This is a genomic window from Anaerococcus vaginalis ATCC 51170 (assembly GCF_000163295.1).
Classification (GTDB): domain Bacteria; phylum Bacillota; class Clostridia; order Tissierellales; family Peptoniphilaceae; genus Anaerococcus; species Anaerococcus vaginalis.
Genome location: NZ_GG700527.1, coordinates 138574 through 151179, shown reverse-complemented (window position 1 = coordinate 151179; position 12606 = coordinate 138574). Strand labels below are relative to the sequence as shown.

27 protein-coding genes are annotated in these 12606 nt (G+C 33.3%); all 27 read right to left on the bottom strand.

Features of this window, described 5'->3' with window-relative positions:
- Positions 1 to 5: 5 nt before the first annotated feature.
- The 27 genes from rpsK to rpsJ all read right to left on the bottom strand — a co-directional run bounded on the left by rpsK (position 6) and on the right by rpsJ (position 12326).
- Entirely contained in the window at positions 6 to 410 is a 405-nt protein-coding gene (rpsK, locus tag HMPREF0078_RS00860) for a 30S ribosomal protein S11 (RefSeq protein WP_004838124.1), read from the bottom strand.
- 8 nt (positions 411 to 418) lie between these two features.
- Entirely contained in the window at positions 419 to 760 is a 342-nt protein-coding gene (gene rpsM, locus HMPREF0078_RS00855; RefSeq protein WP_004838123.1) for a 30S ribosomal protein S13, read from the bottom strand.
- Between the two features lie 11 nt (positions 761 to 771).
- Positions 772 to 885 carry a 50S ribosomal protein L36 gene (rpmJ, locus tag HMPREF0078_RS00850; RefSeq protein WP_004818043.1) on the bottom strand — a complete coding sequence of 38 codons (114 nt, stop codon included), beginning with the start codon at positions 883 to 885 and terminating at the stop codon, positions 772 to 774.
- A gap of 71 nt (positions 886 to 956) precedes the next feature.
- On the bottom strand, positions 957 to 1175 hold the full coding sequence (gene infA / locus HMPREF0078_RS00845) for a translation initiation factor IF-1 (protein ID WP_019118178.1): 219 nt from the start codon (positions 1173 to 1175) through the stop codon (positions 957 to 959).
- A 166-nt stretch (positions 1176 to 1341) separates the two neighbouring features.
- Positions 1342 to 1986: an adenylate kinase gene (locus tag HMPREF0078_RS00840; protein WP_004838121.1), complete on the bottom strand. Its 645-nt coding sequence runs from the start codon at positions 1984 to 1986 to the stop codon at positions 1342 to 1344.
- 4 nt (positions 1987 to 1990) lie between these two features.
- Positions 1991 to 3262 (bottom strand): preprotein translocase subunit SecY, encoded by a 1272-nt coding sequence (gene secY, locus HMPREF0078_RS00835; protein ID WP_004838120.1) that lies wholly within the window; start codon positions 3260 to 3262, stop codon positions 1991 to 1993.
- Positions 3262 to 3705: a 50S ribosomal protein L15 gene (rplO, locus tag HMPREF0078_RS00830; protein WP_004838119.1), complete on the bottom strand. Its 444-nt coding sequence runs from the start codon at positions 3703 to 3705 to the stop codon at positions 3262 to 3264. Before rplO ends, secY begins: the two co-directional genes overlap by 1 nt.
- Before the next feature lie 10 nt (positions 3706 to 3715).
- Complete coding sequence (gene rpmD / locus HMPREF0078_RS00825; RefSeq protein WP_004838118.1) at positions 3716 to 3898, bottom strand: 50S ribosomal protein L30; 183 nt, start codon at positions 3896 to 3898, stop codon at positions 3716 to 3718.
- A gap of 10 nt (positions 3899 to 3908) precedes the next feature.
- Positions 3909 to 4415 carry a 30S ribosomal protein S5 gene (gene rpsE / locus HMPREF0078_RS00820; protein WP_004838117.1) on the bottom strand — a complete coding sequence of 169 codons (507 nt, stop codon included), beginning with the start codon at positions 4413 to 4415 and terminating at the stop codon, positions 3909 to 3911.
- Between the two features lie 15 nt (positions 4416 to 4430).
- Complete coding sequence (gene rplR, locus HMPREF0078_RS00815) at positions 4431 to 4796, bottom strand: 50S ribosomal protein L18 (RefSeq protein WP_004838116.1); 366 nt, start codon at positions 4794 to 4796, stop codon at positions 4431 to 4433.
- Between the two features lie 9 nt (positions 4797 to 4805).
- Positions 4806 to 5345, bottom strand: a complete 540-nt coding sequence (gene rplF, locus HMPREF0078_RS00810) for a 50S ribosomal protein L6 (RefSeq protein ID WP_004838115.1) — start codon at positions 5343 to 5345, stop codon at positions 4806 to 4808.
- Between the two features lie 10 nt (positions 5346 to 5355).
- Positions 5356 to 5751: a 30S ribosomal protein S8 gene (gene rpsH / locus HMPREF0078_RS00805; protein ID WP_004838114.1), complete on the bottom strand. Its 396-nt coding sequence runs from the start codon at positions 5749 to 5751 to the stop codon at positions 5356 to 5358.
- A gap of 18 nt (positions 5752 to 5769) precedes the next feature.
- Positions 5770 to 5955 (bottom strand): type Z 30S ribosomal protein S14, encoded by a 186-nt coding sequence (locus tag HMPREF0078_RS00800; RefSeq protein WP_004838113.1) that lies wholly within the window; start codon positions 5953 to 5955, stop codon positions 5770 to 5772.
- An 11-nt stretch (positions 5956 to 5966) separates the two neighbouring features.
- Complete coding sequence (gene rplE, locus HMPREF0078_RS00795; protein ID WP_004838112.1) at positions 5967 to 6509, bottom strand: 50S ribosomal protein L5; 543 nt, start codon at positions 6507 to 6509, stop codon at positions 5967 to 5969.
- Positions 6510 to 6526: 17 nt separating this feature from the next.
- Complete coding sequence (gene rplX / locus HMPREF0078_RS00790) at positions 6527 to 6835, bottom strand: 50S ribosomal protein L24 (RefSeq protein WP_004815475.1); 309 nt, start codon at positions 6833 to 6835, stop codon at positions 6527 to 6529.
- A gap of 9 nt (positions 6836 to 6844) precedes the next feature.
- Complete coding sequence (gene rplN / locus HMPREF0078_RS00785) at positions 6845 to 7213, bottom strand: 50S ribosomal protein L14 (protein WP_004815474.1); 369 nt, start codon at positions 7211 to 7213, stop codon at positions 6845 to 6847.
- A gap of 19 nt (positions 7214 to 7232) precedes the next feature.
- Positions 7233 to 7493, bottom strand: coding sequence for a 30S ribosomal protein S17 (gene rpsQ, locus HMPREF0078_RS00780; protein ID WP_004838111.1), 261 nt, complete (start codon positions 7491 to 7493; stop codon positions 7233 to 7235).
- Between the two features lie 4 nt (positions 7494 to 7497).
- On the bottom strand, positions 7498 to 7704 hold the full coding sequence (rpmC, locus tag HMPREF0078_RS00775) for a 50S ribosomal protein L29 (RefSeq protein ID WP_004838110.1): 207 nt from the start codon (positions 7702 to 7704) through the stop codon (positions 7498 to 7500).
- Positions 7704 to 8135: a 50S ribosomal protein L16 gene (gene rplP / locus HMPREF0078_RS00770; protein ID WP_004838109.1), complete on the bottom strand. Its 432-nt coding sequence runs from the start codon at positions 8133 to 8135 to the stop codon at positions 7704 to 7706. The genes rpmC and rplP overlap by 1 nt, the downstream gene beginning before the upstream one ends.
- A 29-nt stretch (positions 8136 to 8164) precedes the next feature.
- The gene (gene rpsC / locus HMPREF0078_RS00765; RefSeq protein ID WP_004815467.1) at positions 8165 to 8890 is read right to left on the bottom strand and encodes a 30S ribosomal protein S3; all 726 of its coding nucleotides are present in this window, start codon (positions 8888 to 8890) and stop codon (positions 8165 to 8167) included.
- Between the two features lie 2 nt (positions 8891 to 8892).
- Positions 8893 to 9240, bottom strand: a complete 348-nt coding sequence (rplV, locus tag HMPREF0078_RS00760; RefSeq protein ID WP_004838108.1) for a 50S ribosomal protein L22 — start codon at positions 9238 to 9240, stop codon at positions 8893 to 8895.
- Between the two features lie 10 nt (positions 9241 to 9250).
- Entirely contained in the window at positions 9251 to 9538 is a 288-nt protein-coding gene (gene rpsS / locus HMPREF0078_RS00755; RefSeq protein ID WP_004838107.1) for a 30S ribosomal protein S19, read from the bottom strand.
- Between the two features lie 9 nt (positions 9539 to 9547).
- The gene (gene rplB / locus HMPREF0078_RS00750) at positions 9548 to 10381 is read right to left on the bottom strand and encodes a 50S ribosomal protein L2 (RefSeq protein ID WP_004838106.1); all 834 of its coding nucleotides are present in this window, start codon (positions 10379 to 10381) and stop codon (positions 9548 to 9550) included.
- Positions 10382 to 10392: 11 nt separating this feature from the next.
- Entirely contained in the window at positions 10393 to 10686 is a 294-nt protein-coding gene (gene rplW / locus HMPREF0078_RS00745; protein ID WP_004838105.1) for a 50S ribosomal protein L23, read from the bottom strand.
- Positions 10686 to 11309, bottom strand: coding sequence for a 50S ribosomal protein L4 (gene rplD, locus HMPREF0078_RS00740; protein WP_004838104.1), 624 nt, complete (start codon positions 11307 to 11309; stop codon positions 10686 to 10688). The genes rplW and rplD overlap by 1 nt, the downstream gene beginning before the upstream one ends.
- Before the next feature lie 13 nt (positions 11310 to 11322).
- A complete protein-coding gene (rplC, locus tag HMPREF0078_RS00735; RefSeq protein WP_004838103.1) occupies positions 11323 to 11952 on the bottom strand; it encodes a 50S ribosomal protein L3 in 630 nt (209 codons plus the stop codon).
- 65 nt (positions 11953 to 12017) lie between these two features.
- The gene (gene rpsJ, locus HMPREF0078_RS00730; RefSeq protein ID WP_004815458.1) at positions 12018 to 12326 is read right to left on the bottom strand and encodes a 30S ribosomal protein S10; all 309 of its coding nucleotides are present in this window, start codon (positions 12324 to 12326) and stop codon (positions 12018 to 12020) included.
- Positions 12327 to 12606 lie beyond the last annotated feature (280 nt).

Below are 12606 nucleotides of genomic sequence, written 5' to 3'. Positions count from 1 at the left end.
CCTTATTAAACTCTTCTTCTCTTAGGTGGTCTACAACCATTGTGAGGAATTGGTGTTACGTCTTTTATCATTGTTACTTCAAGTCCTGCTGCTTGTAAGCTTCTGATTGCAGATTCTCTTCCTGAGCCTGGTCCTTTAACAAATACTTCTACACTTTTTAAACCATATTCCATAGCTTTTTTTGCTGCTTCTAAAGCTGCTTCTTGTGCTGCAAAAGGAGTTGATTTTCTTGATCCTCTAAAACCTAATTGTCCAGCACTTGCCCATGATAAGGCATTACCTTGTGCATCTGTCAAAGTTACCATTGTATTATTGAATGTTGAATTGATATGAGCTTGTCCTCTTTCGACATTCTTTTTAACTCTTCTTCTACCTCTTTTAGCAGAAGATTTTTTAGTCTTTGCTGCCATATCTCCTCCTAATGTCTTCCTTTTCTAGTTCTTGCGTTATTTTTTGTATTTTGACCTCTTACAGGTAAACCTCTTTTGTGTCTAATTCCTCTGTAGCAATTAATTTCTCTAAGGTTTCTAATATTCATAGATACTTCACGTCTTAAATCACCTTCAATTGTATAGTCGTCTAATATCTCACGAATTTTTCCTAGTTCTCCTTCTGTAAGGTCTTTCATTTTTGTATCAGGATTGATTCCTGCTTTTTCTAATATTTCTTGCGCTGAAGATTTTCCTATACCATAAATATAAGTCAATCCAATTTCTGCTCTTTTTTCTCTAGGTAAGTCTATACCAGCTATTCTTGGCATCTAATACCTCCTTAACCTTGTCTTTGTTTATGTTTTGGATTTTCGCAAATTACCATAACTTTACCGTTTCTTTTGATAATTTTGCATTTATCACACATTTTTTTTACTGATGCTCTAACTTTCATTATCGTTCTCTCTTTCTTTATCTACACTTTTAGATTTAAAATAACAAGAAAAAATCGTAGATTTTTTATTGTTATTTGCGTCTCCAAGTAATTCTGCCTTGAGTAAGATCGTATGGAGATAATTCTACTGTTACTGTATCTCCTGGTAATATTCTAATGTAGTTCATTCTAAGTTTGCCTGAAATATGTGCTTGTATTTCATGGCCATTTTCTAGTTCTACTTTAAATATTGCATTTGGTAGAGCTTCTTTAACTACTCCTGTTACTTCTATAGCATCTTTTTTTGACATCGATAAAATCTCTCCTTTTCTTTTATTTTGATCTATTAATGTCTGATTGATTCTTTTTAACAACAAGACATAATCTAGATATCTTTAATGAAAGACTCTATCTTTATCTCGTTTTCGATTTTGTAATTCATTGAAAAATTTAGCATATTTGTTAATATTTTTTATTTTATTTCTCTAAACTTTTTATAATTTGATCAAAAACTTCTTCAGGAGTTTTTGCACCGTCAATAGTAACTAATATACCTTTTTTGTTGTAGTAATCAATCAAAACTGATGTGTGTTTGTTGTAAACATCAAGTCTTTCTTTAACTGCAGCTTCTGTGTCATCTTCTCTTTGGATTAATTTTTCTCCTGTTTCATCATCAATTCCTTCAACTTTTGGTGGGTTGAATTTTATATGATAAACTTTTCCGGTTGACACATTTACTCTTCTTCCAGATATTCTTTCAATAATTACATCTTCAGGCACATTGATATTTATTACCTTATCAATCTTATTATCTCTTTTTTGCATTCCTTCATCAAGTGCTTCGGCTTGAGTAATATTTCTAGGAAATCCATCAAGTAGTATGCTTTTTCCATCTTCTACTTTGTCTAATGCATCCCATACTAAATCTATTGTTAACTCATCTGGAACTAATTGGCCTTTGTTCATATATTCTTTTGCCTTAGCTCCCAAAGGTGTGTTATTTTTTATATTTGTTCTAAATATATCACCTGTTGATATTTGAACTGCATCTAATTCTTTTATTAATTTTTCTGCTTGTGTTCCTTTTCCGGCTCCTGGAGGGCCTAACAATATGATATTCATAATATTACCTATTTAAAAATCCTTTATAGTTTTTCATAGTAAGCATTGCTTCTATTTGTTTCACTGTTTCAAGTATTACACCAACAACAATTATTACTGAACTTCCTCCAAAGGATAAGTTTAGTCCTAAAAATCTTGATGATAGTGCTGGTACTATTGTAAGTAGCGCTAACGAAATAGCACCAATAAATGTAATTTTATTTCCTACTTTTGCTAGGTAGTCACTAGTTGGTTTTCCTGGTCTTATTCCTGGAATAAAACCACCATTTTGTTGAAGTTGTTTTGCATATTCAACTGTATTAAATTGTATCATGTTGTAGAAATAAGCAAATACTAATATTAATACTGCTTGAACAACAAGATAAATTACAAAACCATAAGTTGATTTGCTAAAGAATTGATTCAATCCTCCATTAGCATTTCCCATAAATAATGAGATTGTTGATGGAATTGCTAATACTGCTGAAGCAAATATTATTGGCATTACTCCGCTCATATTTACTTTTACTGGTATATGAGTTGATTGTCCGCCATACATTTTTCTTCCAACTACTCTTTTTGCGTATTGGACTGGTATTTTTCTTTCGCCTTCTGTAATTTTTACTGTAAATACTACTATAAAAATTACTACAAGTGCCATGATTAAAATTGAAATCCATGTAATTGTATTGTAATGAAGACCAGTCTTCCAAGTTTTTAATGTTTTAGGTACATTTGCAATGATACCCATAAAGATTATAATTGATACACCATTTCCTATTCCTTTTTCTGTTATGGTTTCTCCCATCCATGTAACAAGCATTGTTCCACCGATTAGTACAACATTCATAACTATTTTTTGGAATGGTGTTGCAGATGATAAAGCTGCTCCATATAATCCGTTTGTTATTGCTATAGCTTGAAATATTGCAAGAAATATTGTCATATATCTTGTATATTTTTGTATAGTTTTTCTTCCTGCTTCGCCTTCTTTTGTTAGCTCTTCAAGTCTTGGTATTACAACTGTTAATAATTGCATTACTATTGATGCTGTAATGTATGGTTGCACTCCAAGGGCAAATATTGATAGGGTTGAAAGTCCGCCACCTGTTAGCATATTTAAATAATCTACAAGTGTTCCTTCCATTCCCTTATATGCTGCTGCTAACTTTTGTGCATCTATAAATGGAATTGGGATGTTATTTCCTAATCTATATATTAATAACATCACTAGAGTGAAGTAGAATTTTTTTCTTATTTCTTCTTCACCCCAAGCTCTCTTTAGCGTATCTAACATTAGATCACCTCAGCCTTTCCCCCTTGGGCTGTGATTTTTTCTTCTGCAGATTTTGTAAACTTGTGAGCTTTTACTGTTAATTTCTTTGTGATTTCGCCATCGCCAAGAATTTTAATTCCAGCTTTTGCTTTATTTTTATTTAAAATTTTATTTTCAAATAGTAGTTCAGGTGTAACTTCTGTACCGTCTTCAAAAATATCTAAATCACATACATTTATTGTTTCGTATTGTTTTCTATTGATATTTTTAAATCCTCTTTTTGGAAGACGTCTAAATAATGGCATTTGGCCACCTTCAAATCCTGGTCTAACTCCTCCACCGCTTCTTGAGTTTTGTCCGTCTTGACCACGACCTGCTCTAGTTCCGTTTCCACTTCCTGGACCTCTACCTTTTCTATTTTTTGTTTTTAGCTTTTGGTTAGGTTTTAAATCGTGAAGTTTCATTTTACACCTCCTAGCTTAATTCTTTAACTTCCAACATAAATGGAATTTTGTTTATCATTCCTCTTAATGCAGAATTGTCTTCTCTAACTACTGTTTGACCAATCTTTCTAAGACCTAGTGCTTTTGCTGTAGCTATTTGATCGTCTTTTCTGCCTATGAAGGATTTTTTTAATTTAATTTCAACTTTTGCCATAGAATACTCCTTAATAATCGAATTCTTCTATTGATTTACCACGTAATCTTGCAACTTCTTCTACTGTTTTCATAGAAGCAAAAGCTTTTAAGCAAGCATTAATGATATTTTTTGGATTTGATGAACCTAAGTTTTTAGCTCTGATGTCCTTGTATCCTGCAAGTTCACAGATAGCACGAACTGGTCCACCAGCTATGATTCCTGTACCTTCTTTAGCTGGCATTAATAGTACAGATCCTGCACCTTTGTTTGCCAATATTCTGTGTGGAACTGTAGTGTTTACTATAGGAACTGTAACCATGTGTTTTTTTCCATCTTCTGTTGCTTTTCTTATAGCTTCAGGAACTTCTGTAGCTTTTCCTGTTCCTACTCCTACATGTCCATTTTGATCTCCTACTACCACTAGGGCAGCAAATCTCATGTTACGTCCACCTTTTACAGTTTTTGCAACTCTATTTATACTAACTACTCTATCTTCGAGGTTTAGTTTGTCTACATCTTGTTTTAATAAATACATCTAAATCCTCCCTCGTTAAAACTTAAGACCATTTTCTCTTGCTGCTTCAGCTAGGGCTTTTACTTTTCCGTGATAAAGATATCCGTTTCTATCAAAAACAACCTCTTCGATTCCTTTATCAAGTGCAACTTTTGCTATCATTTCGCCAACTTTTGTGGCAGCTTCTATATTTGCACAATTTTCTAAACCTTCGTTTACTTCTTTTTGTAATGTATTTGCACTTGCAAGTGTTACTTGTGCATCGTCATCTATTAATTGTGCGTATATATTAGTATTTGATTTGTAGACACTAAGTCTTGGTTTTTGAGCAGTTCCACTGACTTTATTTCTAACTCTATATTTACGAGTTTTTAATCTTTGCTCTTTTGTTTTTTTAGCCATTATTGCCCCCTACTTACCTGTCTTACCAACTTTTCTTCTAATATGCTCACCTTCATAACGGATTCCTTTTCCTTTATATGGTTCAGGTTTTCTCCAGTTTCTGATGTTTGCTGCATATTGTCCAACAAGTTGTTTATTGATTCCTTTTACTACGATAGTTCTATCGTTAGGAACTTCTACTTCAATTCCTTCAGGATCGTCCATTTTAACTTGGTGTGAAAATCCTAGATTCATTACTAGGGTTTTACCTTGTTTTTGGGCTCTATATCCTGTTCCTTCTATTTGAAGAGTTTTTTGATAACCTTCTGTTACTCCCAAAACCATATTAGCAATTAATGATCTGTAAAGACCATGTTCTTGGTTTTCGATTTTTGTAGGATTTTCAGAAGTCATTACTAATAACTCGTTTTCTTCTTGTTCAAGTTTCAAGTTTTTTGATACTAATTGAGAATCTTCACCTTTTGGTCCTTTAACTGTAACCAAATTGTCTTTAACATCAATAGTTACTCCAGAAGGGATTTCAATTGGTTTTTTACCTATTCTTGACATTTATTCCTCCTTACCATACATAACACATAACTTCGCCGCCGACATTTGCCTCTCTTGCAGCTTTATCTGTTAATAGTCCTTTTGATGTTGAGATTATTGCAATTCCAAGTCCATCTAAAACTTTTGGTACTTCATTTGCTTTTACATAAACTCTTAATCCTGGTTTAGAAATTCTTCTAAGTCCTGATATAACTTTTTCGCCTTCTTCTGCGTATTTTAAGTCTATTGTAAGAATACCTTGCTTATTGTCTTCTTCTACATCAAATCCTTTGATGTAACCTTCGTCTAATAGAATTTGAGCAATAGCACGTTTCTCATTAGAAGATGGTAAGCTTACAGATAAATGATTAGCTTTGTTACCATTTCTTATTCTTGTTAGCATATCCGCAATTGGATCTGTCATCATAATTATTTTCCTCCTAACTTACCAGCTTGCTTTTCTTACTCCAGGAATTTCACCTTTGTTTGCGAGCTCTCTAAAGCATACACGGCAAATACCGTATTTTCTTAATACAGAATGTGGTCTTCCACAAATCTTGCATCTTGAATATGCTCTTGTACTATATTTTGGCTTTCTTTTTTGTTTCGCAATCATTGACTTTTTTGCCATTTTTTGCTCCTTTATTTTCTGTAAGGCATTCCCATTAATGTTAAGAATGCTTTAGCTTCTTCATCAGTTTCTGCTGTTGTTACAAATGTAATATCCATACCATGTAAGAAATCAACATCATCATAGTTAATTTCTGGGAATATTAATTGTTCCTTGATTCCTAATGAATAATTTCCTCTTCCATCAAATGAATTTGGATTAATTCCTCTGAAGTCTCTAACTCTTGGTAGAGAAATTGAAATTAATTTATCCATGAAATCATACATTTTTTCTCCTCTAAGAGTTACCTTTGTACCTATTGGTTGGCCTTCTCTTAGTTTGAAGTTTGATACAGATTTTTTTGCTTTTATTTCAATTGGTTGTTGACCTGTAATAAGTGCAAGTTCATTTTTTGCCTTGTTTAAAATGTTTTTGTTATCTTTAGCTTCACCAAGTCCGATATTTATAACAATTTTTTCAAGTTTTGGTACTTGCATTAAGTTTTCATAACCGAATTGATCCACAAGTCCTTTAACAACTTCTGATTTATATTTTTCTTTTAATCTACTTGTCATAATTACTCCTTTTGGATCTAATCGAATTTTTCGTCAGTTTTTTTGCAAACTCTAACTTTTTTTCCATCGATTATTTCAGTTGATGTTCTTACACCTTTTTTCAAGCTTTCTGAGTATAGTAGAACTTTTGATGCTGAGATTTTTCCTTCTCTTTCAAATCTTCCACTTTCTTCTCCCATTTGTCTTGCTTTTTGGTGTTTAGTTTGAATGTTTGCACCTTCAACTATTACTCTATTTTCCTTAGGAAATGCTTTAATAACTTCTCCTACGTGTCCTTTGTATTCACCTGATATTACTTGGACCTTATCGCCTTTTTTAATATGCATTTAATCCTCCTATAATACTTCCGGTGCAAGTGAGATAATTCTCATGAATCCTTCATGACGAAGTTCTCTTGTTACTGGCCCGAATATACGAGTTCCTACAGGTGATTTGTCATCTTTTACTATTACAGCAGCGTTGTCATCAAATTTTATATATGATCCATCGCTTCTTTTAACTCCTCTTGAAGTTCTTACTATAACAGCTTTTACAACTTCACCTTTTTTTACCGCTCCACCGGGTGTTGCACTTTTTACTGAACATGTAACTATATCCCCAATGTTTGCGTATCTTCTTCCGGCTCCTCCAAGAACTTTGATAACTGAAAGTTCTCTTGCTCCGGAGTTATCTGCTACTCTCATACGAGATTCTTGTTGTATCATAATAATCTCCTTTACCTAATTAAGCACGAACCGCAGTTTCGTTAATTTTAACTAGTCTCCATCTTTTTGTCTTTGCTAATGGTCTAGTTTCCATTATTGTTACTGTATCGCCAACTCTAGCTTCATTGTTCTCATCGTGAGCTTTATATTTCTTACTTACTTTTAATCTTTTCTTGTATACAGGGTGTTGGATTTTTGTTTCAACTTTTACTGTGATTGTTTTATCCATCTTATCTGATACAACTACTCCTTGAACGGATCTTCTACTATTTCTTTCCATCAAGTTAAGCCTCCTTATTTATATTGAGCTTTCTCTCTGTTTGGATTGTTTTTACTCTAGCTATATCTTTTTTAACATTTCCAATAGCAGCTGGGTTTTCAAGTTGACCTGTAGCCATTTGGAAACGAAGATTAAATAATTCAGATTGTAAATCGAAAAGTTTTTTATTTAATTCGCTTTCACTTAATTTTCTGATTTCTACTGCTTTCATTAAGCTTCCTCCACTTCTTTGACCTCAAGCCTTTTTACGAATTTTGTTTTGATTGGTAGTTTTTGGGCTGCAAGTCTCATAGCTTCTCTTGCTACTTCTTCGCTTACTCCACTCATCTCAAACAACATTCTACCTGGTTTTACTACTGCTACCCAATATTCTGGAGCACCTTTACCAGATCCCATTCTTACTTCTGCTGGCTTCTTTGATACTGGTTTATCTGGAAATACTTTTATCCAAATATTTCCGCCTCTTTTTATATATCTTGTCATAGCACGTCTTGCAGCCTCTATTTGGTTTGCTGTAAGCCATGTGCTACCAAGTGATTGTAATCCGTATTCACCATAAGAAAGTGTATTGCCTTTTTGGGCTTTACCTTTCATTCTTCCTCTATGTTGTCTACGATATTTTACTCTTTTAGGCATTAACATAATCTTGTTTCCTCCTTGAGATAATAGTCTTATCTATCGTTATTTCTTCTATTTGGACGTCTTTTCTTATTTCTTCTGTTTTGCTTTGGTTGTTTGATGTCTGGAATTCTTTTTGCTTTTTCTCCAGGAAGAACTTCTCCTCTGTTTATCCAAACTTTACATCCGATTTTACCGTATTGGGTATCTGCTTCTGCAAAACCATAATCAACATCTGCTCTTAGTGTTTGAAGTGGTACTTTTCCTTCGTTGTATCCTTCACTTCTTGCCATATCAGCTCCACCAAGTCTACCAGATACTTGTGTTTTAATTCCTACAGCTCCAGCTCTCATTGTTCTTTGAACTGCTTGTTTCATAGCACGTCTAAATGTGATACGATTCTCAAGTTGTGCTGCAATATTTTCAGCTACTAATTGGGCATCAACGTCTTGGTTTTTAATTTCTTCAACGTTTATTATTACTCTTTTGCCAGGAGCGATTTTTTCAACTTTTTTCTTTAATTCTTCAACTCCTGCTCCGCCCTTGCCGATTACCATTCCTGGTTTTCCGGTGTAAACTGAAACTTTTATGTTATTTACTGCTCTTTCAATTTCTATATCAGAAATTCCTGCATCGTAAACTTCTTTTTTAACTAATTCTCTTATCTTATGATCTTCTACTAAAAGTTCAGAAAAGTCTTTTTTATTTGCATACCATTTAGAGTCCCATTCTTTAATTACGCCAACTCTAAAACCTTTAGGATTTACTTTTTGACCCATTATTATGCCTCCTCTACTTCTTCTTGTGTAAGAACTACGCCTATGTGAGATGATCTCTTAAGGATTGGATAAGCTGCACCCTTTGCCTTAGGTCTCCATCTTTTCATAGTTGGAGCGTCGTTTGCGAAGGCTTTTTTAACAATAAGATTTTCTCTAGATAATCCGTTATTGTTTTCTGCATTTGCTATTGCACTTTTTAGTACATCTGAAAGTAGTCTAGCACCTTTTTTGTTTGTAAATCTTAAAATATTAAGTGCTTCGTCTACTTGTTTACCTCTAATTTCTCTACATATATAATTAACTTTAAGAGGAGATATTCTTACATATTTAGCTGTTGCTTTAACTTCCATTTATACTCTCCTAACTTAATTTTGATTTCATTTCTGTTGCTTTTTTAGCATGGCCTTTGAAAGTTCTTGTTGGAACGAACTCTCCAAGTTTATGTCCAACCATATCTTCTGTTATATATATTGGAACATGCTTTCTACCATCGTGAACTGCTATAGTATGTTCTACAAATTCAGGAAATATTGTAGAACGTCTTGACCAAGTTTTAACTACCTTTTTGTCATTTTTTTCATTTAATGCTTCAATTTTTTTCATTAAATGTTCATCGACAAAAGGTCCTTTTTTTAGTGATCTAGCCATTAAATCCCCCTATTTTTCGTTTCTTCTTCTTACTATATATTTAGAAGATTTATTTTTCTTTTTTCTTGTTTTAAGACCAAGTGCTGGTTTACCCCATGGTGTTGATGGTGCTGGTCTTCCTACTGGTGTTCTACCTTCACCACCACCGTGTGGATGGTCTACTGGGTTCATTGCTGATCCTCTAACATGTGGTCTTTGTCCCAAGTATCTTGTTTTTCCAGCTTTACCAATTCTTACTAATTCGTGTTCAATGTTTCCAACCATTCCGATTGTTGCTTTACAATCATTGTGGATTAGTCTTGTTTCGCCACTTGGTAATTTTACTGTTGCAAATCTTCCTTCTTTAGCCATAAGTTGAGCAGAAACTCCTGCACTTCTTACAAGGATTGCTCCTCTTCCTGCTTTAAGTTCGATATTGTGGATTTGTGTACCTACTGGAATATCTTTTAATTCAAGTGCATTACCTGGTTTAATATCTGCTTCTTTTCCACTTTCAACTACATCTCCAACTTTTAAATTTCTTGGAGCAAGTATATATCTTTTTTCTCCATCAGCATAAGCTAAAAGAGCAATATTTGCTGATCTGTTTGGATCATATTCAATAGCTTTTACTCTTGCTGGTATATTATCTTTGTTTCTTTTGAAATCAATGATTCTATATTTTCTTTTAGCTCCACCACCTCTATGGCGAACTGTTATTCTACCAGTATTGTTTCTTCCACCTGATTTTCTTAAATCAGTTGTTAGAGATTTTTCTGGTGCTTTTTTTGTAATTTCACTGTATGTCATAACAGACATATTTCTGTGTCCGTTTGATGTTGGTTTTAATTTTCTTATAGGCATTTAAATCCTCCCTACATTCCGTCGAAGTATTCAATTGCTTCAGAATCTTCAGTTAATGTAACGTAAGCTTTTTTCCAATCAGCTTTTTTACCATAACCATATCTAGTTCTAACTTTTTTACCAGTAAAGTTTAAAGTTCTTACTTTTTTAACTTTTACTCCTTCAAAGATAGTTTCGATTGCGTGTTTGATTTCTGCTTTATTTGCATTTTTGTCTACTTCAAAAGTGTATTTATTTTCTTCAATTAATTCCATACTTTTTTCAGTAATTATTGGTCTTTTTACTATATCGTAAGGTGATTTCATTATATAAATACCTCCTCAAGTTTGTTTATTGCATCTTTTGTAATAACAAGTTTGTCATGTCTTAAAAGATCATATACATTGATTAAGTTCGCTTTTTCTACATTGCATCCTTCAATGTTTCTAAATGATCTATAAACTTTGTCATCATTTTCAGCAATAACTACATAAGCTTTTTTGTTTGCATTAATGTTATTTAAAATTTCATTAGCTTCTTTAGTTTTGTATGAATCAAGTTTTAATTCATCAAGTACGATTAATTCATTATCATTTACTTTTGAAGTTAAAACTGAGTAAAGAGCTTTTCTTCTCATTTTCTTAGGAATTTTGTAGCTATAGTCTCTTGGCTTTGGTGCAAATACAATTCCACCACCTGTATAGTGAGGAGCTCTTATAGATCCTTGTCTAGCTCTACCTGTTCCTTTTTGTCTAAATGGCTTTCTTCCACCACCTCTTACTTCTGCACGAGTCTTAGCGGATTGTGTGCCTTGTCTTTTATTAGCTAGTTGGTTTTTAACTGTATCATAAACAGCTGTTTCAGCAATTTCTGCTGCAAAAAGAGTTTCATTTAACTCGATTTCACCAACATTTTCTCCTTTAATATTTAAAACTTCTACTTTAGGCATTTATTCCTCCTTATTATAGGCTCTTTGTTGCTTGTTTAACTTGAACAAGTCCACCTTTTGGTCCTGGAACTGCGCCTTTAACTAGGATGTAGCTGTCTTCTGTGTTTACTTTAACAACTTTTAGGTTTTGAACTGTTACACGTTCATGTCCCATTTTTCCAGAGCCTTTTCTACCTTTGAACACTCTAGCTGGATCAGAACCTGCTGCTCTTGCACCTGCTACTCTGTGTGATTTAGAACCGTGGCTTGCTGGTCCTCTTCCATAATTCCATCTTTTGATAGCACCTTGTGTTCCTTTTCCTTTAGAAATAGCAGTAATATCTACTAATTCGCCTTCTTCAAATTGGTCAACACTAAGTGTATCTCCAGGATTTAATTCAGATTTTTCATCAAGTCTAACTTCTCTTAAAAATCTTTTGTAAGAAGCGCCAGCCTTGTCAAAGTGTCCTTTGATAGGTTTTTTTACATTTTTTTCTTTTTTGTCATGATAACCGATTTGGATTGAATTGTAACCATCAACTTCTTCTGATTTAACTTGAACAATTACATTCTCATCAGCTTTAAGTACAGTTACAGGTGTAACAACACCATCTTCATCAATGACTTGAGTCATGCCTACTTTTGTTGTAAATATACTCTTCATTTGAGTACCTCCTTAATTACAGCGGATTGATCCAAAATTATTTGGAAAACCTTCAATCATTCTAATTACAGTTTTATTTCTATGTCAACACCAGCTGGTAAATTCAATTTCTTTAGAGAATCTAAAGTTTTTGCATTTGGTCCAATGATGTCGATTAATCTTTTGTGTGTTCTTTGTTCAAACTGTTCTCTTGAGTCTTTGTATTTGTGAACCGCACGAAGAATTGTTATTACTTCTTTTTCAGTTGGTAATGGAATAGGTCCACTTACTTTTGCTCCTGATCTTTTTACCGCTTCAACGATTTTCTCTGCAGAGCTGTCAATTATTTCATGATCATACGCTCTTAGTCTAATTCTTATCTTTTGATTAGCCATTTTTCCTCCTTTTGATGTGCCACCCTACCGGGCGTTTAATTATATTTGGAAAGCACTAGAGATTTTTCTCTAGCTTGCTTGGTGGAAATTACCTTCCACATCTGGCTTAGTGTGAAAGCAACCTCCCACTTCATAGCACTTAAATATGATACAACAATTCATAAGAAAAATCAAGTAAATTTCCTAATTTTTTTAAAAATTTTCAAGCATTTTCTTATAATTTTTGTACCAATCCGTTTTATTATATATGCCAAAGTGAAAATTTGCAAATTTTTATTTC

Coding starts and splice junctions, on each gene's coding strand:
- rpsM (WP_004838123.1), bottom strand. CDS start 760: ATGCCAAGAATAGCTGGTATAGACTTACCTAGAGAAAAAAGAGCAGAA.
- rplW (WP_004838105.1), bottom strand. CDS start 10,686: ATGAAATCACCTTACGATATAGTAAAAAGACCAATAATTACTGAAAAA.
- rplP (WP_004838109.1), bottom strand. CDS start 8,135: ATGTTAATGCCTAAAAGAGTAAAATATCGTAGACAACATAGAGGAAGA.
- rplN (WP_004815474.1), bottom strand. CDS start 7,213: ATGATACAACAAGAATCTCGTATGAGAGTAGCAGATAACTCCGGAGCA.
- rplF (WP_004838115.1), bottom strand. CDS start 5,345: ATGTCAAGAATAGGTAAAAAACCAATTGAAATCCCTTCTGGAGTAACT.
- rpsS (WP_004838107.1), bottom strand. CDS start 9,538: ATGGCTAGATCACTAAAAAAAGGACCTTTTGTCGATGAACATTTAATG.
- rpsC (WP_004815467.1), bottom strand. CDS start 8,890: ATGGGTCAAAAAGTAAATCCTAAAGGTTTTAGAGTTGGCGTAATTAAA.
- rplR (WP_004838116.1), bottom strand. CDS start 4,796: ATGGCTAAAAAAACAAAAGAGCAAAGATTAAAAACTCGTAAATATAGA.
- rpsE (WP_004838117.1), bottom strand. CDS start 4,415: ATGTATTTATTAAAACAAGATGTAGACAAACTAAACCTCGAAGATAGA.
- HMPREF0078_RS00800 (WP_004838113.1), bottom strand. CDS start 5,955: ATGGCAAAAAAGTCAATGATTGCGAAACAAAAAAGAAAGCCAAAATAT.
- rplC (WP_004838103.1), bottom strand. CDS start 11,952: ATGAAGAGTATATTTACAACAAAAGTAGGCATGACTCAAGTCATTGAT.
- rplV (WP_004838108.1), bottom strand. CDS start 9,240: ATGGAAGTTAAAGCAACAGCTAAATATGTAAGAATATCTCCTCTTAAA.
- rplD (WP_004838104.1), bottom strand. CDS start 11,309: ATGCCTAAAGTAGAAGTTTTAAATATTAAAGGAGAAAATGTTGGTGAA.
- rpsJ (WP_004815458.1), bottom strand. CDS start 12,326: ATGGCTAATCAAAAGATAAGAATTAGACTAAGAGCGTATGATCATGAA.
- secY (WP_004838120.1), bottom strand. CDS start 3,262: ATGTTAGATACGCTAAAGAGAGCTTGGGGTGAAGAAGAAATAAGAAAA.
- rplB (WP_004838106.1), bottom strand. CDS start 10,381: ATGCCTATAAGAAAATTAAAACCAACATCAAACGGACACAGAAATATG.
- rpmC (WP_004838110.1), bottom strand. CDS start 7,704: ATGAAAGCAGTAGAAATCAGAAAATTAAGTGAAAGCGAATTAAATAAA.
- infA (WP_019118178.1), bottom strand. CDS start 1,175: ATGTCAAAAAAAGATGCTATAGAAGTAACAGGAGTAGTTAAAGAAGCT.
- rpsQ (WP_004838111.1), bottom strand. CDS start 7,493: ATGGAAAGAAATAGTAGAAGATCCGTTCAAGGAGTAGTTGTATCAGAT.
- rpmJ (WP_004818043.1), bottom strand. CDS start 885: ATGAAAGTTAGAGCATCAGTAAAAAAAATGTGTGATAAATGCAAAATT.
- rplE (WP_004838112.1), bottom strand. CDS start 6,509: ATGACAAGTAGATTAAAAGAAAAATATAAATCAGAAGTTGTTAAAGGA.
- rpmD (WP_004838118.1), bottom strand. CDS start 3,898: ATGGCAAAAGTTGAAATTAAATTAAAAAAATCCTTCATAGGCAGAAAA.
- HMPREF0078_RS00840 (WP_004838121.1), bottom strand. CDS start 1,986: ATGAATATCATATTGTTAGGCCCTCCAGGAGCCGGAAAAGGAACACAA.
- rpsK (WP_004838124.1), bottom strand. CDS start 410: ATGGCAGCAAAGACTAAAAAATCTTCTGCTAAAAGAGGTAGAAGAAGA.
- rplX (WP_004815475.1), bottom strand. CDS start 6,835: ATGCATATTAAAAAAGGCGATAAGGTCCAAGTAATATCAGGTGAATAC.
- rplO (WP_004838119.1), bottom strand. CDS start 3,705: ATGAAACTTCACGATTTAAAACCTAACCAAAAGCTAAAAACAAAAAAT.
- rpsH (WP_004838114.1), bottom strand. CDS start 5,751: ATGATGACAGATCCAATTGCGGATATGCTAACAAGAATAAGAAATGGT.